Consider the following 26083-nt stretch of genomic DNA (forward strand, 5'->3'; position numbering starts at 1 on the left):
ATGCCGGCGTAGGGAGTAGGTCTCATGACCACATCGGACGCACGCACGCCTGCCTCCAGCACGCCCGAGGGCGGCGCGGAGGCCGGGAAGTCCATCGGCTGGCACAAGGCGTATGTCGAGGGTTCGCGCCCCGATCTGCGGGTGCCGGTCCGCCAGGTGCACCTCACCAACGGCAAGGCCGTCACGCTGTACGACACGTCGGGTCCTTACACCGACCCGTCGGCCGAGACCGACGTCCGCCGCGGCCTGCCGCCGCTGCGGGAGAACTGGATCATCGCCCGCGGCGACACCGAGGAGTACGCGGGCCGCCCGCCCCGTCCCGAGGACGACGGCATCAAGCACACCTCGCCGCGCGGTGGCCTCAAGAACCTCGACGCGGTCTTCCCCGGCCGCCCGCGCCAGCCGCGCAGGGGACGCGCGGGCCAGGCGGTGACGCAGCTCGCGTACGCCAGGAGCGGGGAGATCACGCCCGAGATGGAGTTCATCGGGATCCGCGAGGGCCTCGACCCCGAGGTCGTGCGCGCCGAGGTCGCCGCGGGCCGCGCCGTGATCCCGGCGAACGTCAACCACCCGGAAATCGAGCCGATGATCATCGGCAAGAGGTTCCTGGTGAAGGTGAACGCCAACATCGGCAACTCCGCGGTCACCTCCTCCATCGAGGAGGAGGTGGACAAGATGACCTGGGCGACCAAGTGGGGCGCCGACACGGTCATGGACCTGTCCACCGGACGCAACATCCACACGACCCGCGAGTGGGTCCTGCGCAACTCCCCCGTCCCGATCGGCACCGTCCCCCTCTACCAGGCCCTGGAGAAGGTCGACGGCAAGGCCGAGGAGCTGACCTGGGAGATCTACAAGGACACGGTCATCGAGCAGGCCGAGCAGGGCGTGGACTACATGACGGTGCACGCGGGCGTGCGCCTTCCGTACGTCCCGCTCACCGCGCGCCGCAAGACCGGCATCGTCTCGCGCGGCGGTTCGATCATGGCCGCCTGGTGTCTGGCGCACCACAAGGAGAGCTTCCTCTACGAGCACTTCGAGGAGCTGTGCGAGATCCTCGCGGCGTACGACGTGACGTACTCGCTCGGCGACGGACTGCGGCCCGGATCGATCGCGGACGCCAACGACGAGGCGCAGTTCGCCGAGCTCAGGACGCTCGGGGAACTCAACACGATCGCCAAGCGTCACAACGTACAGACGATGATCGAGGGCCCGGGGCACGTCCCGATGCACAAGATCAAGGAGAACATCGACCTCCAGCAGGAGATCTGCGAGGAGGCGCCGTTCTACACCCTCGGCCCGCTGACCACGGACATCGCGCCCGCCTACGACCACATCACCTCCGGCATCGGCGCCGCGATGATCGGCTGGTGGGGCACCGCGATGCTCTGCTACGTCACGCCCAAGGAGCACCTCGGCCTGCCCAACCGCGACGACGTGAAGACCGGCGTCATCACGTACAAGATCGCGGCGCACGCGGCGGACCTCGCCAAGGGGCACCCCGGCGCGCAGGACTGGGACGACGCGCTCTCCGACGCGCGCTTCGAATTCCGCTGGGAGGATCAGTTCAACCTGGCCCTCGACCCGGTCACGGCACGGGAGTTCCACGACGAGACGCTCCCGGCCGAGCCCGCGAAGACGGCGCACTTCTGCTCGATGTGCGGGCCGAAGTTCTGCTCGATGAAGATCTCGCAGGACATCCGGCGCCAGCACGGCGGTGACCTGGCCGCCGACGACATCGAGGCGGGCATGGAGCAGAAGTCCAAGGAGTTCGCCGCGGCGGGCAACCGGGTCTATCTGCCGATCGCCGACTGAGCGGACGGCGAACACCGCGTGTGGACAGGGCCGTAGACGGTGGTGTCCGCAGAGTGCCATTCTCCTGAGAGCACATAGTTCAGGGGCATAAGTGCCATGGGTGGTGCGATATGGCGACATCTCTGTGGATACCCCGGGCGGCTTCTGTCCTGCTCCTGAGCCTCCTGTGTCTGCCCGCCGCCGCGTGCGGCGGCCATGACGACGGGAGCGGTGGGTCGAGTTCGTCCGGAGGCGGATCCGCCGCTTCCGGCGGCGGGCTCATCAGCGGCGGCACGACCTCGGGTGGCGACACCGGAGACACCAGTGGCACCGGCGGTACCAGCGGCACCGGAGACAACGGGAGCGCTGGTGGCAGCGGGGACGCCGGAGGCGGTAGCGACACCGGAGCCGGTGGGGACGTCAGCGGCGGCGGCAGTGGGGACAACGGCGGCGGGAAGGTGCCGACCTCGCCGCTGCACATTCCTGCCATCAACTACAAGGGACGGCCGTTCGACGCCGTCACCGACTTCGGCCGCCAGACCTGGGCGTTGATCCAGAACGACGTCCGCACCGCCTGCAAGGACGGCACGGTCTGCCTCCACCTGGAGCGGCTGTACAGCACCAGCCTCCCCGCGTCCGAGACCGCCACCGTCGAGGAGTGCGGCTTCGTGAAGATCTCGCCGGTCGCGGGCACGAAGGTCGACCGTGACTCGCCCCTGACGATCGTCGGTCTCGGGCCCTGCCTGGGCGGGACGCCGGGTGAGGGTTCGCCTCCTGAGACGCCACCGCCCGACGGCTCGCCGTCCGTGAGTCCGTCGCCCGACGGCGCACCCCCCGAGGATTCCGTCTCCGTCTCTCCGCCGAGCATCGCTCCCGCTCCATGACCGCATCGGAACCGTCCGAAGGCCCGCTCGGCATCCAGCAGTTGTGGACCATCGTGGGCACGATCATCGCCCCCACCAGCATGGCCACCGCGCTGCTCTACTACTTCGGCTGGCATCACGCGTACTGGTTCTTCGACTACTTCGGTGTGAACTCCACCGTCCTCGGATTCAGCACCGCCGACTACCTGATGCGCAGCCTGGACGCGCTCTACGTGCCGCTCACGGTCACGGCGGGCGCTTCGCTGCTCGCCTTCTGGGGCCATGACCTGCTGCGCAGGCGCCTCACGGCGGGGCATGAGATCCGCTTGCTGCGGCGCGCGTTGCCGATCATGACCGGCGTCGGCGCGCTGCTCACGCTCGGCGGCTTCTGGTCCGTCCTGAGCAGGACCTTCTTCCTCCGCCACATCCTCGTGGCGGCGCCGCTGAGCCTGGCGTTCGGCGTACTGCTCCTCGCGTACACGCTCCATCTCTGGCGTACGCTCCCCAACCCGCCGCCGGACGAGGGTACGTCCGACCCCGAAAACGACACGGAGCTCTCCCCGCCCCCACCCGCAACTCCAGCCCCACCCGAACCCACGCCAGCCCCGCCGCCCCGCCCTCCGGCAGCCGCTCTCGCCGAGTGGGGTGTCGTCCTCGTGCTCGTGGGGCTCGGTCTCTTCTGGGCGGCCAATGACTACGCGGCCGCCGTCGGCGAGACCCGTGCCCGCGAGTTCGCCGCGGACCTGCCCACCTATCCGTACGCGATCGTCTACAGTGCGGACAGCCTCAGCCTCACCGCACCGGGAGTGCGCGAGACCCGCTGCCGGGACCCCAAGGCCGCCTATCGCTTCCGCTACGACGGGCTCAAGCTCATGCTGCAGTCCGGGAATCAGTACGTCCTCGTGCCCGAGCTCTGGTCACGGGCAGGCGGAGTGGCCGTACTCCTTCCCCGATCCTCTTCCGTGCGCCTCGAGTTCGCGCCGCCGCTCGCCGGCAGCGGCGCCTCGAAGAGGTGTTGATTGCTCCGGTTACCGGGACTACTCCGGTTACCGGGACTGCTCCGGCCGACTACTCCGGCTTGTGATCGGGCCCGCCGAAGTCCGGGCTGGAGAAGTCCGGGCTCGAGTAGCTCGGTCGCGGACCCGCCGTCGCTCCACCGTCAGGGCTGCTGAACCCAGGGCGGTGATAGCCGAGTTGGGGCATGCGGTTGCTCCCCGCTTCGGAGCCCGACGACAGAGTGCGGGCCGCGCGGCTCGTCCTCGGATCCGCCAGGGCCTCCCGCATGAACGGGAGGATGCCCCGCTCCAAGAGGGCCCGGCCCCAGGCTTCCCTGGCCCGGTCCACCTCCTTGTACCGCTCGCCGTGCGGTCCTGCCGCCTGGAGCGAGGTGGCGCCGTTGCGCAGGGCGGTCAGGAGCAGACCGACCGCGGCGACCAGGATGCCCCCTGCGGTGAGCGCGCCGAACAGCCATCCCGCGGTGAGCAGGGTGTCCGCGAAGGCGGGCTCGGGGGTGAGCATCTTCAGGATGTACCCGACGAGCAGGAAGATCGCGGCGGCCGTCCCCGCGAGGACGGGTGCGAGGACCGCGACGACGGCGATCGCCCCGGCTCCCGCTGCCGCTGGTTCGGCCACCTCGCCCATCGTGGTGGCGAGGCTGACGCCGCCGGAGCCCGACTCCGCGGCGGTCTGTCCACTCCCTTCGCGGATCGACGTGGACGACGGTCGAGGTTCGCGCAACTCCTCGCGAACCTTCACGTAGTGCGCGTACTCGGTCGCTGCCGCGGCCGTGATCAGTGCTGTCGCGTTCAGGGCCATGGTGCGCAGTTGTTCGGTGTTGAGCCGCTGGCCCACTGCGGCGAGTTCCGGGTGGTCAGGTGCGGTGCGCAGCGCCTCATCGAGGATCCGCTCATACTCGGGGCGGTCCTCATTGAGCAGGTGTGGAGCGCTGTTCATGTGCATCCCCCGATGCTCCGTAGGGCTAGGGCTCGCATGGCTACGAGCCGTTGGGCAGAAACGGAGGGGAGCCTGCTACGGATAAGCCGATGGTAGAGCCGTGACGGCACGCGGTGACAGGGGGTTTCCAGAAATAGGCCCCCTGGCCAGCGTGATCCTGTAATGCAGCCCCTGCCCAGCTAACGCTCAGATACCCAGGGGGAGTTGCTGGACCAGTAGCTTTCCGGCCATGGTCACTCCGCCGTCCATGGCGATGGCCAGGCCTTCGGCGTAGACGTGCGGTCCCTCGATGACCGGACCGCCTCCGTCCGATTCGTCCTCGGAACCGACGTCACCCAGGAGGTAGGGGATGGGGCTGTGGCCGTGCACGATGCGCGTGCCGCCGTACATGTCGAGCAGTTCGCGTACGGCCGAGGGGCCCGACTCGTCGCGGAAGGCGAAGCGCTTGGTGAACTTGCGGAAGAGGTCCCAGCACTCGTCGGCGTCGTTGCGCGTGAGGGTCTCGCGGATCGTGTCGTTCACCGCCTCGATCGAGTCACCGTAATCCAGATAGGCGGTCGTGTCGGAGTGCACGAGGAGATGGCCGTCGGCCTCCTCCATCGCGTCCAGGCGGGCCATCCACTGGAGGTGGTGGTCCTCCAGGCGCTCCATGTCGGTCTTCTGGCCGCCGTTCAGGAGCCAGGCCGCCTGGAAGGTGGCGGTGCCCGCGCCGGAGTTGACGGGGGTGTCGCCGAAGCGCTTGGCGCCGAGCAGGAGCAGCTCGTGGTTGCCCATGAGCGCCTTGCAGTAGCCCCCCGCGGCCGCGGCCTCGGCGGAGAGCCGCATCACGAGGTCGATGACGCCGATGCCGTCGGGCCCGCGGTCGGTGAAGTCGCCGAGGAACCAGAGCCGCGCGTTGCCCGCGGACCAGTTGCCTTCGGCGTCGATGAGGCCCTGCTCCTGGAGCGCCGCGACGAGCTCTGCCAGATAGCCGTGTACGTCGCCGACGACGTACAGGGGGCCGTGCTCGTCGCTCGCAGGTGGCTGCGGGGGCTCCGGCATGACCTGCTCCTGCACCTGCACCTGGACGGTGTCCCCCCGGTTGATGACCGGCAGGTCGCGCTGGGTGGGGGTGTAGCCGTCGTCCGACGGTTCACCCCCGCCGGGGGCGCTCTGCTGGGGATTCCCGGTGGTCTCATGGACGTACGCCGGTACGCGGAAGTCGCGCAGCGTCGCCGTCCGCACATCGGGTCCCTGACCGGCCCCCTGAGTCATCGACCCCTCCACCACCATTGCGCCGCGTCTGCACCGAGATCGGACTGCTTGGTCGCAGCGGCCCGCGGTGTCGTCCGCCCATCATAGGAATGCGGCTCCCGCTGTGTGGTGCACCAGGGGTGGTCAATCGATGCTGAACCCCAGTTCACCGCGGTTTTCTCCCGAATTGGGCAGAGGTTTCCCCGCTGGTGGGGGGTCCTCTGCCCGATCGTCCGCGGGGTCAGCCCTGGCCGGAAGAGCGGGGCGGGCTGACCGTCGTGCGCGGTGGACGTCGCTCGGACGAGGTGCGCACGATCAGTTCGGTCGGTATCACCTGCTCGACCGGACGCCCCGCGTCGAGGCCCTCGATGGCGTCGATGAGCAGCTGGACGACGGCCGTGCCGATGCGCCGGGGTTTGAGGGAGAGCGTGGTGATGGGCGGTTCCGTGGTGGCGTACACCGTGGACTCGCTGCAGCAGACGAGCAGCAGGTCGTCGGGGACGCGCAGGCCGTAGCGCCGGGCGGCGGCGAGCAGATCGGTGCCGTTGGGGTCGAACAGGCCGTAGACGGCGTCGGGCCTGTCGGGTCTGGCGAGCAGCCGGTCGGCGGCGACGGCGCCCGCGCACGGGTCGTGGGCGGGGTACGACTCGTAGACGGGGTCCTGGCCGACGCGTTCGCACCAGCGCAGATAGGCGGTCGTGGACAGATGGGTGTAGGTGTCCGTGGTGGTGCCGGTGAGCAGGCCGATCCGGCGCGCCCCGGCGGCCGCGAGGTGGTCGAGGATCTCCAGGACCGCGGCCTCGTGGTCGTTGTCGACCCAGGCGGTGACCGGCAGGGACCCCGCGGGGCGCCCGTCGGAGACCACCGGCAGGCCCTGTCTGACCAGCTCGCTGACGACCGGGTCGTGGTCGGAAGGATCGACGACGACGGTGCCGTCGAGCGCGACGTTCGACCACACGTCGACCGGGCTGCGGCGCGAGGTCGCCGGCAGGATCACCAAGGCGTAACCACGGGCGAGCGCGGCGGAGGTGGCGGCTCTGGCCATCTCCGCGAAGTACGCGAACTCGGTGAAGGTGAAAGGTTCATCCCCGTATGTCGTCACGGTCAGGCCGATGAGGCCCGACTTGCCGGTACGGAGCGTTCGGGCCGCCGCGGACGGGCGATAGCCCAGCCGCTCTGCGACCTCGCGGACGTGGCGTCGGGTGGCGTCGGGCAGCCGTCCCTTGCCGTTGAGGGCGTCGGAGACAGTCGTAATGGAGACACCGGCTGCGGCGGCCACGTCTCTGATACCCGCTCGACTCTGCCGGTTGCCCCGGCGGGCGGTCTCCGCTCGACTCACCTGGTGCTTCCCTGCTGCTGTCATGGCGAGCCGATAGTAGGGCTCATGGGGGTGGGTAGGGCGGGCGCATATTCACTCGTTGACAGGCACGTTTCTGCATGGCGCGAAGGGGGCAATGACCTTGGATTGCAAGGGAGTTGACGCGATCAATGGGCAGCTGCCCCTGATCGTCGCGCGCGGGCCTGCCAAATGCGCGAGGTCTCGAAGAGGTCTCAACTCACCTTCACGAGGGATGCGCGCCACGGAGTGAGCCACCGGCGCGTGGAAGAAAGCGGGGCGCTCCCCCTCGGAGTGCGCTGTCGCAAGCTGATCTTCTGGGCCCATTCGCAGCGGCGCGGAATCCTCATAAGGTGAGCAGTATTCGAACTGAGCCGGTACTGGTACGAGGAGGACTGCGGTGAGCGAGACGAGCCCGAGGCTGCGCGCCGAGCTGGAGGGTGTGCCCACCTACAAGCCGGGCAAGCCCGCCGCGGCCGACGGACCGGTGGCGTACAAACTGTCCTCCAACGAGAACCCCTATCCGCCGCTCGCCGGTGTCATGGAGAGCGCGCTCGCCGCGGCCGGGTCCTTCAACCGCTACCCCGACATGGCGTGCACGGGCCTGATGGCCGAGCTGGCCGACCGCTTCGGGGTGCCCGTCTCGCACATCGCCACCGGCACCGGTTCGGTCGGCGTCGCGCAGCAGCTGCTCCAGGCCACCTCGGGCCCCGGCGACGAGGTCATCTACGCGTGGCGCTCCTTCGAGGCGTACCCGATCATCACGCAGGTCAGCGGCGCGACGTCGGTCCGTGTCCCGCTGACGGACGGCGAGGTGCACGACCTGGACGCGATGGCCGACGCCATCACGGAGCGGACCCGTCTGATCTTCGTCTGCAACCCGAACAACCCGACCGGCACGGTGGTCCGCAGGGCCGAGCTCGAGCGGTTCCTCGACCGGGTGCCGAGCGATGTCCTGGTGGTGCTCGACGAGGCGTACCGCGAGTTCATCCGTGACCCCGAGGTGCCGGACGGCATCGAGATCTACCGCGACCGCCCCAACGTCTGCGTGCTGCGCACCTTCTCCAAGGCGTACGGGCTCGCGGGCCTGCGCGTCGGCTTCGCGGTCGCCCACGAGCCGGTGGCCGCCGCGCTGCGCAAGACGGCGGTGCCCTTCGGCGTGAGCCAGCTCGCCCAGGACGCGGCGGTGGCGTCGCTGCGCGCGGAGGACGAACTGATGGGCCGGGTCGGCTCGTTGGTCGCCGAGCGCACGCGCGTGGTCGAGGCGCTGCGCGGACAGGGCTGGACGGTGCCCGAGACGCAGGCGAACTTCGTGTGGCTGCGGCTCGGGGACCGTACGACGGACTTCGCCGCGGCGTGCGAGCAGGCCGGTGTGGTCGTACGGCCGTTCGCGGGCGAGGGGATGCGGGCCACGATCGGGGAGACCGAGGCCAACGACATCTTCCTCCAGGCGGCGGAGGCGTTCCGCAAGGAGCTCTAGCCGCGTCGACGTTCTCGGGAAGGCCCCCGGAGGTAGTCCTCCGGGGGCCTTCCCGCGTTCCGGCCACGGGGACGGCGCCGGATGGCGCGTTTCCGACGGTAAGGGGGGACCCCCCTTCGGGAGCCGACAATCAGTACGACATAATGCTTGTGAATGTGAACGCGTTCACAAGCGTGTCCCGGTTCCTCCGGAGATCAGTGGGATAAAAGGGGCAAACTGCCGCTACGACCCACGGCGAGTAAGGAGAAGACGCAGTGGACCTGGCTCTAGCGCCGGAGACCCTGGCGCGATGGCAGTTCGGCATCACGACCGTCTACCACTTCCTGTTCGTGCCCTTGACGATCTCGCTCGCCGCTCTCACGGCGATCCTCGAGACGGCGTGGGTGCGGACCGGCAAGGAGCACTACCTCAGAGCCACCAAGTTCTGGGGCAAGCTGTTCCTGATCAACATCGCGATGGGTGTCGTCACCGGCATCGTCCAGGAGTTCCAGTTCGGCATGAACTGGTCCGACTACTCGCGCTTCGTCGGCGACATCTTCGGAGCGCCGCTCGCCTTCGAGGCGCTGATCGCCTTCTTCTTCGAGTCGACCTTCATCGGGCTGTGGATCTTCGGCTGGGACAAGCTCCCGAAGAAGCTGCACTGCGCGACGATCTGGATCGTCTCCATCGGCACGGTCCTGTCGGCGTACTTCATCATCGCCGCCAACGCCTTCATGCAGCACCCGGTCGGCTACAAGATCGTGGAGCGGGACGGCACCAAGCGCGCGGAGCTCACCGACTTCGCGAAGGTGCTCTTCCAAGAGACGACCATCGTCAACTTCGCCCACGTCATCTCGGCGGCCATCCTGGTCGGCGGCGCCTTCATGACCGGCATCGCCATCTTCCACCTGCGCAAGAAGCAGCACGTCCGCACCATGCGGATGTCGATGCGGCTCGGCCTGGTCACCGCGTTCGTCGGCACCCTGCTCACCGTGATCAGCGCCGACACCCTCGGCAAGGTCATGTACGAGCAGCAGCCGATGAAGATGTCGGCGGCCGAGGCGCTGTGGGAGACCGAGAAGCCCGCGCCGTTCTCGCTCTTCGCGTACGGCGACGTCTCCAAGGGCCACAACGACGTCGCCATCGAGATCCCCGGAATACTGTCCTTCCTCGCCAAGAACAACTTCAACGCCGAGATCCCCGGCATCAACGACCTCAACAAGGAGGCGCAGGAGAAGTTCGGGCCCGGTGACTACCGGCCGAACATCCCCACCGCCTACTGGTCGTACCGCTGGATGATCGGCTTCGGCGGGGTCTCGATGGTCCTGTGCACCGCCGGTCTCTGGCTGACGCGGAAGAAGTTCTGGCTCGCTCCGGAGCACCGCACCGGCGCGGACGACGTACCCAAGCTCATGCTCACCAAGAAGCGGGAGCTGACGCCGAAGCTCGGCAAGTGGTGGTGGCGGCTCTCCCAGTGGACGCTGATCTTCCCCCTCATCGGCACCGCCTGGGGCTGGATCTTCACCGAGACGGGGCGGCAGCCCTGGGTGGTCTACGGGGTGCTGCGCACCGAGGACGCGGTCTCACCAGGGGTCTCGCAGGGCGAGGTGCTCACCTCACTGATCGCGTTCACGCTCATCTACGCGATCCTCGCCGTGATCGAGGTGAAGCTCCTCCTCAAGTACATCAAGAAGGGGCCGCCCGAGCTGACCGAGGCGGACCTCAACCCGCCCACCAAGATCGGCGGACCGGGAGCCGGCAAGGGCTCCGACTCCGACTCCGACGACGATGCCGACCGGCCCATGGCCTTCTCGTACTGAAGGAAGGAGCGACTAGGACATGGAACTTCACGACGTCTGGTTCGTACTGATCGCCGTCCTGTGGATCGGCTACTTCTTCCTGGAGGGCTTCGATTTCGGGATCGGCGTACTGACCAAGCTGCTCGCCCGGAACCGGGTCGAGAAGCGGGTCCTCATCAACACGATCGGTCCCGTCTGGGACGGCAACGAGGTGTGGCTGCTCACGGCGGGCGGCGCGACCTTCGCCGCCTTCCCCGAGTGGTACGCCACGCTCTTCTCCGGGTTCTATCTGCCGCTGCTGATCATCCTGATCTGTCTGATCGTGCGCGGTGTCGCCTTCGAGTACCGGGCCAAGCGGCCCGAGGAGCGCTGGCAGACCAACTGGGAACACGCGATCTTCTGGACCTCGCTGATCCCGGCGCTGCTGTGGGGTGTGGCCTTCGGCAACATCGTGCGCGGCGTGAAGATCGACGCCCACAAGGAGTACGTGGGCAACTTCTGGGACCTGCTCAACCCGTACGCGATCCTCGGCGGCCTGGTCACCCTGACGCTGTTCACCTTCCACGGCGCGGTCTTCGCCTCGCTCAAGACGGTGGGCGACATCCGGGTGCGGGCGCGGAAGATGGCGCTCGGCCTGGGGCTCGTCACGGCCGTCCTCGCCCTCGGGTTCCTGATCTGGACCCAGGCGGACAAGGGCGACGGCAAGAGCCTGATCGCGATGATCGTGGCGGTCGTCGCGCTGGTCGGAGCCATCGCGGCGATCAAGATCGGGCGCGAGGGCTGGTCGTTCGCGCTGTCGGGGATCACCATCGCGGCGGCCGTCGCGATGCTCTTCCTGACGCTCTTCCCGAACGTCATGCCGTCGTCGCTGAACGAGGAGTGGAGCCTCACGGTCACCAACGCCTCGTCCAGTCCGTACACCTTGAAGATCATGACCTGGTGCGCCGGCGTCGCGACGCCTGTGGTGCTGCTCTACCAGTCGTGGACGTACTGGGTGTTCCGCAAGCGGATCGGCACGCAGCACATCGCCGACGCCGCGCACTGAGTTCGTTCATCGAGCCCGTCGGAGGGTGTGTTTCACGTGAAACCGATCGACCCGCGCCTGCTTCGGTACGCCCGCGCCACTCGCTTCTTCCTGGTCGCGGTGGTGGTTCTGGGGCTCGTCGGAGCGGGCCTGGTCATCGGACAGGCGATGCTCATCGCCGAGATCGTGGTGGGCGCGTTCCAAAAGGGCCACTCCGTAGGCGACTTGGGCACTCCTTTGGTGCTGCTCGCCGTGGTCGCCGCCGGACGGGGTCTGGTCTCCTGGCTGACCGAGCTCGCCGCACACCGGGCGAGCGCGGCGGTCAAGTCGGAGCTGCGGGGACGGCTGCTGGAGCGTGCGGGGGAGCTCGGTCCCGGGTGGCTGACCGGGCAGCGGACCGGGTCGCTGATCTCGCTCGCGACGCGGGGAGTGGACGCGCTCGACGACTACTTCTCGCGCTACCTGCCGCAGTTGGGCCTCGCGGTGGTGGTGCCGGTGGCGGTGCTCGCCCGCATCGTCACCGAGGACTGGGTGTCGGCGGCGATCATCGTCGTGACGCTGCCGCTGATCCCGGTCTTCATGATCCTGATCGGCTGGGCCACACAGAACCGGATGGACCGTCAATGGCGGCTCCTCTCCCGCCTGTCGGGGCACTTCCTGGACGTGGTGGCCGGGCTGCCCACCCTGAAGGTGTTCGGCCGCGCCAAGGCGCAGGCCGAGTCCATCCGCAAGATCACCGGCGAGTACCGGCAGGCGACGATGCGGACGCTGCGCATCGCCTTCCTGTCGTCCTTCGCCCTGGAACTGCTGGCCACGATCTCGGTCGCCCTGGTCGCGGTCACCATCGGCATGCGGCTCGTACACGGCGAGATGGACCTCTACGACGGCCTCGTGGTCCTCGTCCTGGCGCCCGAGGCGTATCTGCCGCTGCGCCAGGTCGGTGCGCAGTACCACGCGGCGGCGGAGGGGCTCTCGGCCGCCGAGGAGATCTTCGAGGTCCTGGAGACCCCGGCACCGACCGCGGGGACGGGGCCCGCGCCCACCGGTGCCATCGCCTTCGACGGCGTGACCGTCCGCTACCCGGGCCGGTCGGCGGACGCCGTGTCGGACGTCTCCTTCGAGGTCGGATCCGGCGAGACGGTGGCGCTCGTGGGGCCCAGCGGAGTGGGCAAGACGACCCTGGTGAACGTGCTGTTGGGCTTCGTGCGACCTGACGGCGGACGCGTCCGTGTCGGGGACGTCGACCTCGCCGATGTCTCTCCGGAGCGGTGGCGGGAGCGGATCGCCTGGGTGCCGCAGCGGCCGCACCTCTTCGCGGGAACCATCGCGGAGAACGTACGGCTCGCACGGCCGGAGGCGTCCGACGCCCAACTGCGGGAGGCGCTGCGCTCGGCCGGGGCGCTGTCCTTCGTCGACGCCCTGCCCGCCGGGGCCGACACCGTGCTCGGTGAGGACGGGGCCGGGCTCTCCGCCGGGCAGCGTCAACGGCTCGCGCTGGCGCGGGCGTTCCTGGCGGACCGGCCCGTGGTGCTGCTCGACGAGCCGACCGCGGCGCTTGACGGTGGGACCGAGGCGGAAGTGGTGGAAGCCGTCCGGCGGTTGGCTGTCGGCAGGACCGTGCTGCTGGTCGTGCATCGGCCCGCGCTGTTGGCTGTCGCCGATCGGGTGGTCCGGCTAGATGCCTCCGTGGAGGGTGCTCGGCAGCGGGGGTTGTGCCCACCCTTCCCCAAGCTCTCGGCTTCGCTCGAGCAGGGGAGGCCCCACTCGCCCAGCGGCACGATTGCCCACAACGGGCAGGACGCCGGGCCTGTAGCGCTGCCGGAGGATGCCAGCTCCAAGGGCGGGGTCCTGGCCCGCGTCAGGCACGCCGCGCGGGCGCGGCGCGGGCAGTTGGCGCTGGCGTTGCTGCTCGGGGCCCTCGCGCTCGGCAGTGCCGTGGGGCTCATGGCCACCTCCGGGTGGCTGATCTCCAGGGCGTCGGAACAGCCGCCCGTGATGTACCTGATGATCGCCGTGACGGCGACCCGCGCCTTCGGGATCGGCCGTGCCGTCTTCCGGTACGCCGAGCGCCTCGTGTCCCACGACGCCGTGCTGCGGATGCTCGCCGACACCCGCGTCGCCGTCTACCGGCGCCTGGAACGGCTCGCTCCGGCGGGTCTGCGGGGCACCCGGCGCGGTGACCTCCTCTCCCGTCTGGTGGCCGACGTGGACGCGCTGCAGGACTACTGGCTGCGCTGGCTGCTGCCCGCGTCCGCCGCGGCCGTCGTGAGCGCGGGCGCCGTCGGCTTCACCGCCTGGCTGCTGCCCGAGGCGGGCGCCGTGCTCGCCGCGGGCCTGCTCCTCGCGGGCGTCGGCGTGCCGCTGGTGAGCGGCGCCGTGGCCCGGCGCGCGGAGCGGCGCCTCGCCCCCGCGCGCGGGGCGCTGGCCACCCGCGTCGCCGACCTGCTCACCGGCACCGCGGAGCTGACCGTCGCCGGTGCGCTGGGGCGGCGTACGGCCAAGGCGCGGGAGTCCGACGCCGCGCTGACCCGGATCGCCTCCAGGGGCGCCACCGCGACGGCACTCGGTGACGGGCTCGGCGCCCTGGTCACCGGCCTCACGGTCGCCGCCGCCGCGCTCGTCGGCGTGCAGGCCGTGCACGACGGACGGCTCGGCGGCATCACCCTGGCCGTCGTCGTCCTCACGCCGCTCGCCGCCTTCGAGGCGGTGGCGGGTCTGCCGCTCGCCGTGCAGTACCGCCAGCGGGTCAGGAAGAGCGCTGAGCGCGTCTACGAGGTCCTCGACGCTCCCGTGCCCGTCCCCGAGCCAGCCGAGCCCGCACAGGCGCCCACGACGCCCTTCCCGCTGCGGGTCGAGGGACTGTGCGCCCGCTACGAGGGGCAGGACGCCGACGCGCCCGCCCTCGCGGGGGTGGACCTCACGCTGGAGCGGGGGCGGCGGATCGCCGTGGTCGGCCCCTCGGGGTCCGGCAAGACGACGCTCGCCCAGGTGCTGCTGCGGTTCCTCGGGTCGTACGAAGGGACGTACACGCTCGGCGGCACGGACGCGGCAGCGCTGGACGGCGACACCGTGCGCGGGCTCGTCGGGCTGTGCGCGCAGGACGCGCACATCTTCGACAGCTCGGTGCGCGAGAACCTGCTCCTCGCCAAGCGGGACGCCACCGACGCGGAGCTCCACGACGCCCTGGTCCGCGCGCGCCTCGACGACTGGGCCGACTCGCTACCCGACGGCCTCGACACGCTCGTCGGGGAGCACGGGGCGCGCCTCTCCGGAGGCCAGCGCCAGCGTCTCGCCCTGGCCCGCGCGCTGCTCGCGGACTTCCCCGTGCTCATCCTCGACGAGCCCGCCGAGCACCTGGACCTGCCGACCGCCGACGCGCTCACCGCCGACCTCCTCGCCGCGACCGAGGGTCGTACGACGCTGCTCATCACGCACCGGCTCGCCGGGCTCGACGCGGTGGACGAGGTGCTGGTCCTCGACGCGGGACGGGTCGCGCAGCACGGCACGTACGACGAGCTGGCCGCGCTCGACGGGCCGCTGCGGCGGATGCTGGAGCTGGAGCGGGCGGCGGATCTGCTGACGGCCGGGGCGCGCTAGTGGACGCGCGCCGCCGGGGGCGCGCTGGAGGGCTGGAGAAAGAGCCTCGACTTTCCCCTGCAAATAGGACTTACTAGGCTCAAAGACATGTCAGCACCATCGGCCTCCGCCGACTCTCCGTTCCCCGACGGCACACCGGACTCGGCGGAGGCTGCGACGCGGGCCACCCGCAGCCTGCAAGGGCTCTCGCCCGAGCTGACCTCACGGGTGCCGCAACTGCTCGAAGCCATGCGATCGGTCGGCACCGGACTCGAACTCCACACCACCCTGGACCGCATCTGCGAGACCGCGGCCGAGCTGGCGGACGCCCACTACGCGGCGATCGGCGTCGTCTCCGAAGACGGCGAAGGGCTCTCCGACTTCGTCTACTTCGGCATCGATCCCGAGACGGCCGAGCGGATCGGGCGGCTGCCCGACGGCCACAAGGGGCTGCTCGGCGCCCTCATCCACCAGCCCAGGACGCTGCGCCTCGCCGATCTCTCCGCCGACCCGCGCTCCTGCGGCTTCCCGCCCCACCACCCGCCGATGCGGACCTTCCTCGGCGTCCCCATCCGCGTCCAGGGCGAGATCTTCGGCAACCTCTACCTGACCGAGAAGCGGGGCGGGGCGGACTTCAACGACTACGACGTGCACATGGTCCGCGTCCTCGCGACGGAGGCGGGCATCGCCATCGGCAACGCACGCCTCTACGAAGCCGCCAAGCAGCGCGAGCGCTGGATCGACGGCTCCGTGGCGGTCACCACGGCCCTGCTCTCCGGCAGCGACGCAGAGGAGGCGCTCGCGGTCGTCGCCGAGCAGGCGAGGCACCTGGCGGACTCGGCGGCGGGCATCGTGCTGCTCCCCGACGAGGAGGGCGGCATGGAGATCGTCGCCGTCTCCTCGGACGAACCCGGCGGGGCCCTGGGCATGATCGTCCCTCCGGAGAGCCGCATCGTCAGCCGACTGCTCGAAGGGCAGGCCGTCTTCATCGACGACGCGGCGACCGACCCACGCGTCATGACCGACCTGGCGCGCCACTACGGACCCGTCATGATGCTGCCGCTGCAGAGCGACGGCCGGGTGCTCGGGACGCTCGTGACGCCACGCGCGCGTGGGGGACGTCCGTTCAGCGAGGCTGAGCGGACGCTGGCCGCGCAGTTCGCCTCGCAGGCAGCGCTCGCCCTGATGATGGCCGACGCGCAGCGGGACCGGGAGCGGCTCGCGGTCTACGAGGACCGGGACCGGATCGCCAGGGACCTGCACGACCTCGTCATCCAGCGGCTCTTCGCCACCGGCATGATGCTGGAGAGCGCCCAGCGCAGGTCCGTGGTGCCGGAGGTGCAGATCGGCGTCGGCAAGGCCGTCGACGAGCTGGACGTGACGATCCAGGAGATCCGTACGGCGATCTTCGCCCTCCAGCAGGGACCGGCCGAGGCCCCCTCGGGGCTGCGCACGCGGGTCCTCCGCGAGATCAACATGGCCGCCGTGCCGCTCGGCTTCAAGCCCTCGCACCACTTCGTGGGACCCGTCGACACCGTGGTCGGCGAGCTGGCGGGCAAGAACCTCATCGCGGCCCTGCGGGAAGCGCTGTCCAACGCGTTCCGGCACGCGGAGGCCGCCCGCATCGACGTCGTCGTCGACTCCTCCGTGATCCTCCCCGACGGGCAGCAGGGGGTGCGTCTGACCGTCGCCGACGACGGCGTGGGCATCGCGGAGGGCGGCAGGCGCAGCGGCCTGAAGAACCTCAAGAGGCGGGCGGAGTCGCTGGGCGGCGACAGTTGGTACGGACCCGGCATCGGCGAGGACGGCGGCGGCACGACGGTGGTGTGGCAGGCGCCGTACTGAGGCTCCTGGAGAACGCCCCTGTCTGAGGCTCCGGAAGAACGCCCCTGTCTGAGGCTTCTGGGGAACGCCCCTGTTCGGCGGTATGCACCTGGGCCGTACGGGGCACCGTGCCCCCCGAGTGCACGAGTCGCGCAGGAAGCATGCCGCCGGGTCGGGCAACGATCCCTGACATGTCCCCGAGCCCCCCGAGCCGCCACCGCCGTCCGCACCCGCTCCTGAGCGTGTCGGTGCTGCTGTGCGCGCTGCTGGGCCTCATGCCGCCCGCCGCCGGCTCCGAGGGCCCGAGCACGAGCGCCGATGTGGCACGCCTCTACGAAGAGGCGTCCGCCGCGACCGCACGCTACGAAGAGGGCCGTCGGGCAGCGGGCCTCCAACGGACGAGGCTCCGGAGGCTGGACCGGCTCCTCGCCGACGAGCGGCACCACGTGGCCGTGCTCCACGGCGACCTGGGCCGGATGGCCAGCGCCCAGTACCGCACCGGTGGCGGCCTGCCCTACACCGCCCAGCTGCTCCTGGCCGACAGCCCCGACGACCTGATGCGCGGCAAGCAGGCCCTGCTGCAGGCGGATCTCGCCGTGAACAGCGCCGTCGCCAAGACCCAGCGGGCCGCGGCCAGGCTCGCGGTCGCCAAGCGCAGGGCGGACCGCGCCAAGCGCTCCCTGGACCGGCGCAACGTACGCCTCGCGCGCCTGAAGCGCGGCATCGAGGCGAAGCTGGAGTCGGCGCGGTGGACCCTTCAGGGCGAGGCCGACCGGTCGGTCACCGCGGGCAAGTGCCGGGGTGCCGTACGCCTGGAGCAGCCCGGAACACGTCCCACGCGCGCGTGGGTGACGCCCGTGGAGACGTACGAACTCTCCGCGGGCTTCGACAGCGCGGGCGAGCGCTGGGCGCACCGGCACACGGGGCAGGACTTCGCGGTCGGCATCGGCACGCCCGTGCGGGCGGTCGGCGCGGGCCGGGTGGAGAGCGTGTCGTGCGGCGGGGGCTTCGGGATCGAGATCGTGGTGCGGCACAAGGGCGGCTACTTCACGCAGTACGCGCATCTCGCGGCCGTCGGCGTCGACCAGGGGGACCGGGTGCGCCCCGGGCAGTGGATCGGGCAGACGGGCACGACCGGCAACTCCACGGGCCCGCATCTGCACTTCGAGACGCGGCTCACGCCCTATCTGGGCTCGGGCGTGGACCCGCGCGCGTGGCTGGCCGAGCGGGGCGTCAGGCTCTAGCCCTGCCGTCGGTCCGCCGTGCCGTCCGTCCGCCGGTCCGCCAGGATCTGCTCGATGACGACCGCGACGCCGTCCTCGTTGTTGGCGACCGTGCGCCCCGACGCGGCGGCGATGACGTCCGGGTGGGCGTTGCCCATCGCGTACGACGTGCCCGCCCAGGTGAGCATCTCGATGTCGTTCGGCATGTCTCCGAAGGCGACGACTTCCTCGGGCGCGATGCCGCGCTCGGCGCAGCACAGCTCCAGGGTGCTGGCCTTGGAGACGCCGGGGCCGCTGATCTCCAGGAGGGCGCTCGGGCTGGAGCGGGTGACCGTGGCGCGGTCGCCGATGGCGGCGCGGGCGACGACCAGGAACTCGTCGGGCGCGAGGTCGGGGTGGTGGGCGAGGACCTTCAGGACGGGCTGGTCCGCGACGGCCGCCCCTACGGAGTCCGCCGCGAGCAGCTTCTCGGCGGGCGCGACGCTTTCGGCGGGCTCCATGTGCAGCGGGGGGTACGTCTCCTCGTGGTGCAGCCCGCCGGTCCGCTCGATCGCGAAGGACGTGCCGGGTGCCGCGGCCCGCAGCCGCCGCACCACGTCGAGGGCGATCTCCCGCTCCAGCTCGCGCAGCTTGACGAAGCGGTGCGCGCCGGGGCCGCCGTGCAGATCGACGACCGCCGCGCCGTTTCCGCAGATGGCGAGGCCGTGACCGTGGACGTGGTCGCTGACCACGTTCATCCAGCGGGCCGGGCGGCCGGTCACGAAGAACACCTCGATCCCGGCCTCCTCGGCGGCCGCGAGCGCGGCGACCGTGCGGTCGGAGACCGACTTGTCGTCGCGCAGCAGCGTTCCGTCCAGGTCCGTGGCGATCATCCGGGGCCGCGGTCGCGGACCGGACGGGGCGAAGGCGTCCGGGGCGGTGGCGGCCGGGGGCTGGGGCCGAGGGGTAGCTGAGGTCACGCCACGGATTGTCCCGTACCCGTGTGCACGGCCGTGCGCTGGGGCGCACATCTGAGTGCCGTCAGGCTCCCGTCGAGCCGCTGATCAGCTGGGCCGGAGCCTCCATGGCGATCCGCTCGAAGACCTTCTCGTCCGTCCCGAAGTATGTGCCGGGCAGCGGCCAGTGGATGACGATCTCGTTGAACCCCAGCTCGGCGTGGCGGCCCGCGAAGTCGACGAAGGCGTCGAAGGAGTCGAGCGGGCGGTCCGGGGTGAAGCCGGTGAGCAGGATCTTGTCGAGTTCGGCGACGTCGCGGCCGATCTCGTCGCAGGCCGCGGCGAGCTTGTCGGCCTGTCCGCGGATGGCTTGAAATGACTGCTCCGGAGTGCCGTTCTCGAAGAGCTTCGGGTCACCCGTGGTCACCCATGCCTGTCCGTGGCGGGCGGCGAGCCGCAGTCCGCGCGGTCCCGTGGCGGCCACCGCGAAGGGCAGCCGGGGGCGCTGGACGCAGCCGGGGATGTTCCGCACCTCGCTCGCCGAGTAGTGCGTGCCGTCGTGGGAGACGACGTCCTCGGAGAGCAGGCGGTCCAGGAGCGGCAGGAATTCGCCGAAGCGGTCGGCCCGCTCGCGCGGCGTCCAGGGCTCCTCGTCGCTCGGGCGCAGCGCCGTGGCGTCGAAGCCGTTGCCGCCCGCGCCGATGCCGAGGGTGATCCGGCCGTTCGAGACGTCGTCGAGCGTGATCAGTTCCTTGGCGAGTGTCACCGGGTGCCGGAAGTTGGGCGAGGTGACGAGCGTGCCGAGCCGGATCCGCTCGGTGGCGGCCGCGGCGGCGGTCAGCGTCGGCACCGCGCCGAACCACGGGCCGTCGCGGAAGGTGCGCCAGGAGAGGTGGTCATAGGTGTACGCGGTGTGGAAACCGAGCTCTTCCGCGCGCTGCCAGCGCTCCCTGCCGCCCTCGTGCCAGCGGAGTACGGGAAGGATCACGGTGCTCAGGCGCAGGTTCATGTGTCCGAGCGTAAGTCCGTCGGCGGACCGGCCGCTCAGCGGACCCTGGAGCTGAGCCACGGCGTCAGGCTGACCATCGGGATGAACTCCTTGTACGTCTCGTCGCCCGGCAGCGGCACGACGAAGCGGTAGCCGGGCGGGAAGCGCCTGCCCTTGACGTGCGCGAGGCCGGAGAGGACCGACCGGACGAAGGCGGGCACGGAGTCGCGCGGGATGTCGTGGCACGCGACGTGTTCCACGGTGATCAGCGCGTCGGCGTCCCCGGACTCGTCGCCGGGGTAGAGCCGCACCGAGATCCGCGGCGAGCCGCCGAACTCCACGTACGCCTCGTGGGGCAGCGAACCGTCGGGGTCGGCGGTCACGCCGATGCCCGCGGCACCGCGGCGCGAGGTCTGGTCGGCACCGATGTCGTGCGTGACCTCGATCTCCCTGTCGTACTCACGGGCGAGCTCGCGCAGGGCGTCGAGGGCGGCCTCGGTGCTGTGCAGATGCTCCATGCGGCCGATCATGCCCGCTCAGTGCGGGCCGGGAAAGCGCAGATAGGCGGGCGGTACGGCGGCGGTGAGCCATACGCCGTTGGCGCTGACCTGGAACAGGTGTCCGTCCCGGTGCAGCGCGCCGGAGTCCACGGACAGGACGACGGGGCGGCCGCGGCGGGCGCCGACGCGCGTCGCGGTCCCGCGGTCGGGCGAGAGGTGCACGGCGTGCCGGTTCATCGGGCGCAGCCCCTCGGCGCGGATCGCGGGCAGCAGGCGGGCCACGGTGCCGTGGAAGAGGTACGCGGGCGGCGTCGCCGCGGGCAGGTCGAGGTCGATGTCGACGGTGTGCCCCTGGCTGGCCCGGATCCGGGTGCCCTCGACGGCGAAGCGCTGCTTGTCGTTGGTCTCCACTACGTGGTCGAGCTCGGCCCGGGTGAGGGGGAAGCGGTGCGCGGCGGTCGCGGCGAGGAGCGTGTCGATCTCCACCCAGCCGTGTGCGTCGAGCGTGAGCCCGATCCGCTCGGGCTGGTGGCGCAGGTGCTTCGAGAGGTACTTGGACACCTTCACGGTGCGCTGGTGGTGCGCGCCGGGTTCTTGGCCCCGGGTTTGTCGTTCGTGCCCCGCGGGGGGTCTTTCTGTCATCCGTTCAGCGTCCCGGGGATCCGCTTCCCGCGCACGCGATTTTCTTCCGTCGCCGCCGCCCGCTCCGCATCGTCCCTCTCGTCTCTCTCGTTCCTCTCTTCTTTCCTCCCTTTCCGGCTCCGTTCACTTTCGGTCGCCCATTTTTCATCCGCCAATTTCAATCCACAGGTTTGATCCACAGCCAAGTCCAGTTATCCACAGGCTACTTGGCGATTCTGTGGACAACTCACAGGCGATTAAGGCTATTTGACCAATTTACTCACTCTTGAGGTGAGTTGAGGCAAGTGCGTCCAATGTCCGGGCCTGGACCTCCCGTTCGGCAGCTGCGGAGATGAACGCCGGGGTGTTCTCCTCACCAACCAGAGCCCGCACGGCCCGCATTGTGGCGGCGGGCAGGGCCACGTTCTGCGGCAGATCCGCGTGCTCGGGCGGCAGCTCGGGGTCGAGGTGGCGCCGTAGGTGCAGGGTGGCGAACAGACGCATGGCGCGCGCCAGTTCGGCATCGACCGTCTGCTGTGCGAGGGGCCGCAGTCGGCGTACGAGAGAGGCGGCCTCTGCGGCGTCCGCCTCTGTCGGCGGGTGATTGCCGAGATATCGCGCGAAGACGTGCTCGGTGGTGAACTCCAGGAAACGGGAGGCGATGTGCTCGACCTGTCCCCGCAACTCCCGCAAATGCCCCGAGATCGCGGAGAGCGGAACTCCCGCCGCGTACAACTCGACGGCCACCGCGAGCTCTTGGGGACTCGGCACGAGAAACTCGTCGTCGCTTCCCTGCACGGGTTCCAGGACGCCGAGCGCGACGGCGTCGGCGACGGCCGCCTCGTCCGGGGTGCCGCCGAAGGCCGCGTCGAGCTCGGCGCGGGTGATCCGGTCGGCCTTCTCGTCCGTCCAGGGCCCGTCGACCTCGGCGGCGAGGCCGAGCACGCCGCCGAGTCCCCGGCCCGCGTCCCAGGCCTCCAGGAGCTCCTTGATGGAGGCCAGGGTGTAGCCCCGGTCGAGCAGGTCGGCGATCTGCCGCAGCCGCGCCAGGTGCGCGTCGCCGTACACATTGGACCTGCCGCGCCGCTCCGGGCGGGGGAGCAGCCCGCGGTCCTGGTAGGCGCGGATCGTGCGGACCGTGGCGCCGCTGTGGTGCGCCAGGTCCTCGATCCGGTACTCCAGCCGGAACCGCTCCGTGGGCTCGGTGTACTCCACGCTCCCCGCCCTCCGTGTTGCCTCGTGCTAGGCGATGGCCGCTCGGCCCACCGCCGCGGCCGCGGCACGTGCCGCGGGTGACTGCGCCAGATACTCGACGGCCTTGCGCAGCGAGCCTTCCTGCGAGGGATGGTACGACCGCCGCAGGTAGCGGGGTATGGCCGTGCCGAGCTCCCGCCAGGTGGGCAGCAGGCCCTTGGCGACCGCCTTGTTGTGCCCGGCCAGTGAGTACCGCAGTCGGCCCGCGAGTTGGGGGTCGTGGCGGATCAGATAGGCGGTGCCCCAGATCCACAGGTACAGCATCACGGGCGCGGTGACCGCCATGCCCGCGATCCGGCGGGCGTACCGGGGCGCGCCCGTGCCGCCGCAGTGCTGGTACATGTCGAAGGCGACCGCGCGGTGTTCGACCTCCTCCGCGCCGTGCCAGCGCAGCAGGTCGAGCATGACCTCGTCGGCACCGGCGCGGTCCAGGCCCTCGGCGTGCAGCACCCAGTTCCCCAGGACCGCGGTGAACTGTTCGATCGCGGCGACCACGGAGAGGCGGAAGCGCAGCCACTCCTGCGTCGGAATCGGCGCCCCCAACGGCGGCTCCTCGCCGAGGAGTTTCTCGAAGAGGAAGTCGACGTACTTCGTGAAGGCCGCGGTGTCCAGGTGCTGCGCGGCCAGGTGGTCGAGCACGTGCGCGTGCTGCACGCTGTGCGTGGCCTCCTGGCCCATGAAGCCCTTGACGTCCTTCAGCAGCACCGGGTCGGTGACCAGCGGAAGGCCTTCCTTGAAGACCTTCACGAACCACCGCTCCCCCGCGGGGAGAAGCAAGTGCAGGACGTTGATGACGTGGGTGGCGGTCGGCTCGTCCGGAATCCAGTGCAGCGGCGTCTCGTCCCAGTCGAACGAGACCCGGCGCGGCACGATCCTGTAGTGCTCCTCGGCGCGCGTATCGGCGTTCTTCTCCGTGCTCACAACGGTGGCTCCAATCGGGCGATCGCGCGCAGGGCCTTGGGAGTGAAGCGGGACATGAGGTGGGCGCCGCGGGCCTCGGGGGTGACCGGGACCACCGCCTGGTTCTTCACGACGGCGCGCAGGACCGCGTCGGCGACCTTCTCCGGCGGGTAGTTGCGCAGCCCGTAGAGCCGGGAGGACTTCTTCTGGCGGCGCTTCTCCTCGTCGGCGTCGACCCCGACGAAGCGGGACGTCGCCGTGATGTTCGTGTTCACGAGGCCCGGGCAGATCGCGGAGACCCCGATGCCCTGGCCCGCGAGCTCCGCGCGCAGGCACTCGCTGAGCATCAGGACGGCCGCCTTGGAGGTGCTGTAGGCGGGCAGCGCCTTGGAGGGCTGATAGGCCGCGGCGGACGCGGTGTTGACGATGTGGCCGCCCTGGCCGCGCTCGGCCATCTGCCTGCCGAAGAGGCGGCAGCCGTGGATGACGCCCCACAGATTGACGTCCAGGACCTTCTTCCAGTCCTCGGCGCTGGTGTCGAGGAAGGAGCCGGAGAGGCCGATGCCCGCGTTGTTCACCAGGACGTCCACGACTCCGTACTCCGTGGCGACCTTCTCGGCGAGCTTCTCCATGGCCTGCTCGTCGGTGACGTCGACCGTCTCGCCCCAGGCGGCGGGGGCGCCTATCAGGCGGGACATCTCCGCCGTGCGGGCCGCGCTCTCCGCGTCCCGGTCGACGGCGACCACGCGCGCGCCCGCCTCGGCGAAGGCGAACGCGGTGGCCCGTCCGATGCCGCTGCCCGCGCCGGTGACCAGGACGAGCTGACCGCCGAACCGGTCGGCGTGCTTCCCCGTGGCCACACTGTTCTTGGCGGGCATGCCGTCCTCGTTGCTCGTGACGAAATCGCCTATCCAGGCGGCCAGTTGGTCGGGCCGGGTGCGCGGGACCCAGTGCTTGGCGGGCAGGGTGCGGCGGACCAGCTGCGGGGCCCACAGCTCCAACTCGTCGTAGAGCCGCTCGGACAGGAAGATGTCTCCGGAGGGCGTGATGAGCTGCACGGGCGCGTGCGCGTACGCGTCGGCGCGGGGCCTGCGCAGCCGCGCGCGGACGTTGTCCCGGTAGAGCCAGGCACCGTGCGCGGCGTCCTGGGGCAGCGAGGACGTCGGGTAGTCGCCGGACGGCACCTTCTCGACGCGCTCCAGGATCTTCGGCCACCGCTTGCCGAGCGGGCCGCGCCAGGCGAGCTCGGGCAGTACGGGGGTGTGCAGCATGTACACGTACCAGGACTTGGCGCCCTGGCCGAGGAGTTGACCGACCTTGCGCGGGGTCGGCCGGGTCATCCGCTTCTTGATCCAGTGCCCGAAGTGGTCCAGCGAGGGGCCCGACATGGAGGTGAAGGACGCGATGCGCCCCTCCGTGCGCTTGACCGTGACGAACTCCCAGGACTGCACCGAGCCCCAGTCGTGCCCGACCACGTGCACCGGCCTGTCCGGGCTGACCGCGTCGATGACCGCGATGAAGTCATCAGTCAGCTTCTCCAGCGTGAAGCCGCCGCGCAGCGGCCGCGGGGCCGTGGACCTGCCGTGGCCCCGCACGTCGTAGAGGACGACGTGGAATCGGTCCGCGAGGCGCTCGGCGACCTCGGTCCACACTTCCTTGGAGTCCGGATAGCCGTGCACCAGCAGGACCGTGGGCCGCTCCGCGTCGCCCAGTTCGGCGACGCACAGCTCGACACCGCCCGTGCGCACCCAGCGCTCGCGAGCGTCCTTCCAGATGCCGCCGGTGCTCTTGCCGCCGGTGCTCTTGTGGATGTCTGCGGTCGTCATGCGGCGGCCCTCTCCTCAGCCCAGCGCCGCACGTGCGGCAGGTCGTCGTCCAGCCAGAACGCGCTCTGTTCGGGGTCCTTGGAGTCGGTGACGACCAGGATCTCCTCGAACTTCGCGCCCGTACCCCGGAATCCGAGGTGCGGCTCGACCGCCCAGAGCCCCTGGCGGGGCGGGTGGTCGGAGAACTTGTAGGGGGACCACAGCGGGGACCAGCCGTCCCGGTGGCCGTGGATCGCGTCGCTCGCCAGGCCCTTCAGCGACTGCGTGCCGAACCCGAAGAGGTGCGGCGTCAGGCGGCGCTCCTTGACCCGGTCGACCTTGTGCGCGATGACGCCGAAGGGGTAGGCGCGGTGGCGGTTGGCATAGCCCTGGCGGACCATGAGGCGGTCCACGTCCTCGTATATCTCGCGCAGCGGGCGGCGCTCGCGCACCTCGCGCAGGATCAGCTCGCGGTGCGCCTCCAGGTCGGCGAGGAGCTTGTCGTGCACGGGATTGAGACCAAGGCAGCCCGAGTAGCCGATGTCGGCGGTGAACCCCTTGTAGACCGGGGCCATGTCGAGGATGAAGGGCATCCCCGGCTCCAGCTTCCGGTTCGTCGGGAAGAACTGCAGGGGGATCCGGAAGTTCACGAACGCCGTGCGGTCCCCGAACCAGGCGAAGGGCAGGTGGAACCAGTCCCGCACACCGCGCTCGCGCAGCCAGTCGCGCTGCATCCGCGCCGCATCGCGCTCCGTCACACCCGGCTTGAGCTGGGCGGCGACCGCTTCCGCGCATGCGTACGCGAGGGTCTGCACTTCCCTGAACCCCCGCAGCTCCGCGGAGAGTTCGCCTGCAACTGCTGAGGTCATGCCACCGTCCGTCCCGTGTCCGGCCCGTGCGTGCCAGGCCTCTGTCCGGTCCATCGCTGTACGCGCTCGTAACTTGACACTGATGAATGTGACAATGACCGGCGGCTACGTCAATAGCTCTGCCCAA

General features: G+C 70.4%; 20 protein-coding genes. 9 read left to right on the top strand and 11 right to left on the bottom strand.

Translation table 11 applies throughout. The annotated features are described in order from the left end of the window. The first annotated feature begins 24 nt into the window (after nucleotides 1-24). The 3 genes from thiC to CP970_RS21590 all read left to right on the top strand — a co-directional run bounded on the left by thiC (nucleotide 25) and on the right by CP970_RS21590 (nucleotide 3676). Nucleotides 25-1815, top strand: coding sequence for a phosphomethylpyrimidine synthase ThiC (gene thiC / locus CP970_RS21580; protein WP_055551528.1), 1791 nt, complete (start codon nucleotides 25-27; stop codon nucleotides 1813-1815). Nucleotides 1816-1925: 110 nt separating this feature from the next. After that, a complete protein-coding gene (locus tag CP970_RS21585) occupies nucleotides 1926-2678 on the top strand; it encodes a hypothetical protein (protein ID WP_150493731.1) in 753 nt (250 codons plus the stop codon). Next, entirely contained in the window at nucleotides 2675-3676 is a 1002-nt protein-coding gene (locus tag CP970_RS21590; RefSeq protein WP_150493733.1) for a hypothetical protein, read from the top strand. The genes CP970_RS21585 and CP970_RS21590 overlap by 4 nt, the downstream gene beginning before the upstream one ends. 49 nt (nucleotides 3677-3725) lie before the next feature. On the opposite strand, the gene CP970_RS21595 is transcribed toward CP970_RS21590, so the two are convergent. The 3 genes from CP970_RS21595 to CP970_RS21605 all read right to left on the bottom strand — a co-directional run bounded on the left by CP970_RS21595 (nucleotide 3726) and on the right by CP970_RS21605 (nucleotide 7206). Next, a complete protein-coding gene (locus tag CP970_RS21595; protein WP_150493735.1) occupies nucleotides 3726-4616 on the bottom strand; it encodes a hypothetical protein in 891 nt (296 codons plus the stop codon). 180 nt (nucleotides 4617-4796) lie between these two features. After that, nucleotides 4797-5864: a metallophosphoesterase gene (locus CP970_RS21600; protein WP_055551274.1), complete on the bottom strand. Its 1068-nt coding sequence runs from the start codon at nucleotides 5862-5864 to the stop codon at nucleotides 4797-4799. A gap of 220 nt (nucleotides 5865-6084) precedes the next feature. Beyond that, nucleotides 6085-7206, bottom strand: a complete 1122-nt coding sequence (locus CP970_RS21605) for a LacI family DNA-binding transcriptional regulator (RefSeq protein WP_055551272.1) — start codon at nucleotides 7204-7206, stop codon at nucleotides 6085-6087. Between the two features lie 373 nt (nucleotides 7207-7579). Between CP970_RS21605 and hisC the strand changes: the two genes are divergently transcribed. The 6 genes from hisC to CP970_RS21635 all read left to right on the top strand — a co-directional run bounded on the left by hisC (nucleotide 7580) and on the right by CP970_RS21635 (nucleotide 18105). Then, nucleotides 7580-8659 carry a histidinol-phosphate transaminase gene (gene hisC / locus CP970_RS21610; protein ID WP_055551270.1) on the top strand — a complete coding sequence of 360 codons (1080 nt, stop codon included), beginning with the start codon at nucleotides 7580-7582 and terminating at the stop codon, nucleotides 8657-8659. 254 nt (nucleotides 8660-8913) lie between these two features. After that, the gene (locus CP970_RS21615) at nucleotides 8914-10458 is read left to right on the top strand and encodes a cytochrome ubiquinol oxidase subunit I (RefSeq protein WP_055551268.1); all 1545 of its coding nucleotides are present in this window, start codon (nucleotides 8914-8916) and stop codon (nucleotides 10456-10458) included. Between the two features lie 19 nt (nucleotides 10459-10477). Then, the gene (gene cydB / locus CP970_RS21620) at nucleotides 10478-11482 is read left to right on the top strand and encodes a cytochrome d ubiquinol oxidase subunit II (RefSeq protein ID WP_055551266.1); all 1005 of its coding nucleotides are present in this window, start codon (nucleotides 10478-10480) and stop codon (nucleotides 11480-11482) included. A gap of 36 nt (nucleotides 11483-11518) precedes the next feature. Next, complete coding sequence (gene cydD, locus CP970_RS21625) at nucleotides 11519-15058, top strand: thiol reductant ABC exporter subunit CydD (protein WP_150493737.1); 3540 nt, start codon at nucleotides 11519-11521, stop codon at nucleotides 15056-15058. Nucleotides 15059-15145: 87 nt separating this feature from the next. Continuing rightward, the gene (locus CP970_RS21630; RefSeq protein WP_055552253.1) at nucleotides 15146-16882 is read left to right on the top strand and encodes a GAF domain-containing sensor histidine kinase; all 1737 of its coding nucleotides are present in this window, start codon (nucleotides 15146-15148) and stop codon (nucleotides 16880-16882) included. Between the two features lie 170 nt (nucleotides 16883-17052). Further along, nucleotides 17053-18105, top strand: coding sequence for a M23 family metallopeptidase (locus tag CP970_RS21635; RefSeq protein WP_055552256.1), 1053 nt, complete (start codon nucleotides 17053-17055; stop codon nucleotides 18103-18105). Here the strand turns inward: CP970_RS21635 and CP970_RS21640 are convergent. The 8 genes from CP970_RS21640 to CP970_RS21675 form a co-directional block, all read right to left on the bottom strand. Beyond that, the gene (locus tag CP970_RS21640; protein WP_055552258.1) at nucleotides 18102-19043 is read right to left on the bottom strand and encodes a Cof-type HAD-IIB family hydrolase; all 942 of its coding nucleotides are present in this window, start codon (nucleotides 19041-19043) and stop codon (nucleotides 18102-18104) included. The genes CP970_RS21635 and CP970_RS21640 overlap by 4 nt on opposite strands. Before the next feature lie 61 nt (nucleotides 19044-19104). Continuing rightward, on the bottom strand, nucleotides 19105-20028 hold the full coding sequence (locus CP970_RS21645) for an LLM class flavin-dependent oxidoreductase (protein WP_055552283.1): 924 nt from the start codon (nucleotides 20026-20028) through the stop codon (nucleotides 19105-19107). A gap of 35 nt (nucleotides 20029-20063) precedes the next feature. After that, nucleotides 20064-20525: a hypothetical protein gene (locus CP970_RS21650; RefSeq protein WP_224058587.1), complete on the bottom strand. Its 462-nt coding sequence runs from the start codon at nucleotides 20523-20525 to the stop codon at nucleotides 20064-20066. Nucleotides 20526-20543: 18 nt separating this feature from the next. Further along, the gene (locus tag CP970_RS21655) at nucleotides 20544-21149 is read right to left on the bottom strand and encodes an RNA 2'-phosphotransferase (protein WP_079043808.1); all 606 of its coding nucleotides are present in this window, start codon (nucleotides 21147-21149) and stop codon (nucleotides 20544-20546) included. Nucleotides 21150-21404: 255 nt separating this feature from the next. Further along, complete coding sequence (locus CP970_RS21660; protein WP_191094940.1) at nucleotides 21405-22343, bottom strand: MerR family transcriptional regulator; 939 nt, start codon at nucleotides 22341-22343, stop codon at nucleotides 21405-21407. A 27-nt stretch (nucleotides 22344-22370) separates the two neighbouring features. Next, nucleotides 22371-23303, bottom strand: coding sequence for a metal-dependent hydrolase (locus tag CP970_RS21665; protein WP_055552264.1), 933 nt, complete (start codon nucleotides 23301-23303; stop codon nucleotides 22371-22373). Then, nucleotides 23300-25108 carry an SDR family oxidoreductase gene (locus tag CP970_RS21670; RefSeq protein ID WP_055552267.1) on the bottom strand — a complete coding sequence of 603 codons (1809 nt, stop codon included), beginning with the start codon at nucleotides 25106-25108 and terminating at the stop codon, nucleotides 23300-23302. The genes CP970_RS21665 and CP970_RS21670 overlap by 4 nt, the downstream gene beginning before the upstream one ends. Then, on the bottom strand, nucleotides 25105-25956 hold the full coding sequence (locus CP970_RS21675) for a M24 family metallopeptidase (RefSeq protein ID WP_055552269.1): 852 nt from the start codon (nucleotides 25954-25956) through the stop codon (nucleotides 25105-25107). The genes CP970_RS21670 and CP970_RS21675 overlap by 4 nt, the downstream gene beginning before the upstream one ends. Nucleotides 25957-26083: the final 127 nt, after the last annotated feature.

The organism is Streptomyces kanamyceticus, assembly GCF_008704495.1.
Taxonomy (GTDB): Bacteria; Actinomycetota; Actinomycetes; order Streptomycetales; family Streptomycetaceae; genus Streptomyces; species Streptomyces kanamyceticus.

Excerpts from the sequence above, each read along its gene's own strand:
- CP970_RS21630 (WP_055552253.1), top strand. The coding sequence starts at position 15,146 with ATGTCAGCACCATCGGCCTCCGCCGACTCTCCGTTCCCCGACGGCACA.
- CP970_RS21600 (WP_055551274.1), bottom strand. The coding sequence starts at position 5,864 with ATGACTCAGGGGGCCGGTCAGGGACCCGATGTGCGGACGGCGACGCTG.
- CP970_RS21645 (WP_055552283.1), bottom strand. The coding sequence starts at position 20,028 with ATGAACCTGCGCCTGAGCACCGTGATCCTTCCCGTACTCCGCTGGCAC.
- CP970_RS21585 (WP_150493731.1), top strand. The coding sequence starts at position 1,926 with ATGGCGACATCTCTGTGGATACCCCGGGCGGCTTCTGTCCTGCTCCTG.
- cydB (WP_055551266.1), top strand. The coding sequence starts at position 10,478 with ATGGAACTTCACGACGTCTGGTTCGTACTGATCGCCGTCCTGTGGATC.
- CP970_RS21590 (WP_150493733.1), top strand. The coding sequence starts at position 2,675 with ATGACCGCATCGGAACCGTCCGAAGGCCCGCTCGGCATCCAGCAGTTG.
- CP970_RS21650 (WP_224058587.1), bottom strand. The coding sequence starts at position 20,525 with ATGGAGCATCTGCACAGCACCGAGGCCGCCCTCGACGCCCTGCGCGAG.
- CP970_RS21595 (WP_150493735.1), bottom strand. The coding sequence starts at position 4,616 with ATGCACATGAACAGCGCTCCACACCTGCTCAATGAGGACCGCCCCGAG.
- CP970_RS21605 (WP_055551272.1), bottom strand. The coding sequence starts at position 7,206 with ATGACAGCAGCAGGGAAGCACCAGGTGAGTCGAGCGGAGACCGCCCGC.
- CP970_RS21675 (WP_055552269.1), bottom strand. The coding sequence starts at position 25,956 with ATGACCTCAGCAGTTGCAGGCGAACTCTCCGCGGAGCTGCGGGGGTTC.
- CP970_RS21635 (WP_055552256.1), top strand. The coding sequence starts at position 17,053 with ATGTCCCCGAGCCCCCCGAGCCGCCACCGCCGTCCGCACCCGCTCCTG.
- thiC (WP_055551528.1), top strand. The coding sequence starts at position 25 with ATGACCACATCGGACGCACGCACGCCTGCCTCCAGCACGCCCGAGGGC.
- CP970_RS21655 (WP_079043808.1), bottom strand. The coding sequence starts at position 21,149 with ATGACAGAAAGACCCCCCGCGGGGCACGAACGACAAACCCGGGGCCAA.
- CP970_RS21670 (WP_055552267.1), bottom strand. The coding sequence starts at position 25,108 with ATGACGACCGCAGACATCCACAAGAGCACCGGCGGCAAGAGCACCGGC.